At 53.3% G+C, this 437-nt stretch carries 1 protein-coding gene; it reads left to right on the top strand.

Annotated elements, in window-relative coordinates:
- Positions 1 to 437 (top strand): Ig-like domain-containing protein (locus Q1B47_RS21850; protein WP_299798838.1); only part of this gene is annotated, 437 nt, incomplete at both ends.

The raw sequence follows: 437 nt of genomic DNA, 5'->3' as shown, positions 1-437 counted from the left end.
GCTCAGGTAGCCTTTACCTATACCGCCACCGATGGTACTGAGTCGCTAACCGAAACATTGACCATTACCATCACAGGCACCAATGATGTACCCGAGCTCGCACCTGACTTCGGTGAGGTCGATGAAGACGCCACCTTAATTGTGGCTGCCGGCCAAGGTGTGCTGAGCAACGATACCGATGCGGACGACAGTGATGTCTTAACTGTTTCGCAGATTTATGACGCAGCTACCGACACCACAGAGCTTGTCTCTGACGGTGTACCCGGCGTGCTGACCAACAGTTACGGTACCCTGACCATCAATGATGATGGTAGCTACTCCTTCGTCGCCGATGGTGATGATTCACAAGCCCTCGCCGTAGGTGAAACCGCTCAGGTAGCCTTTACCTATACCGCCACCGATGGCACTGAGTCGCTAACCGAAACATTGACCATTAC

The sequence above is a fragment of the uncultured Shewanella sp. genome (genome assembly GCF_947501225.1).
Taxonomy (GTDB): domain Bacteria; phylum Pseudomonadota; class Gammaproteobacteria; order Enterobacterales; family Shewanellaceae; genus Shewanella.
This window is presented reverse-complemented; position numbering and strand designations above follow the sequence as displayed.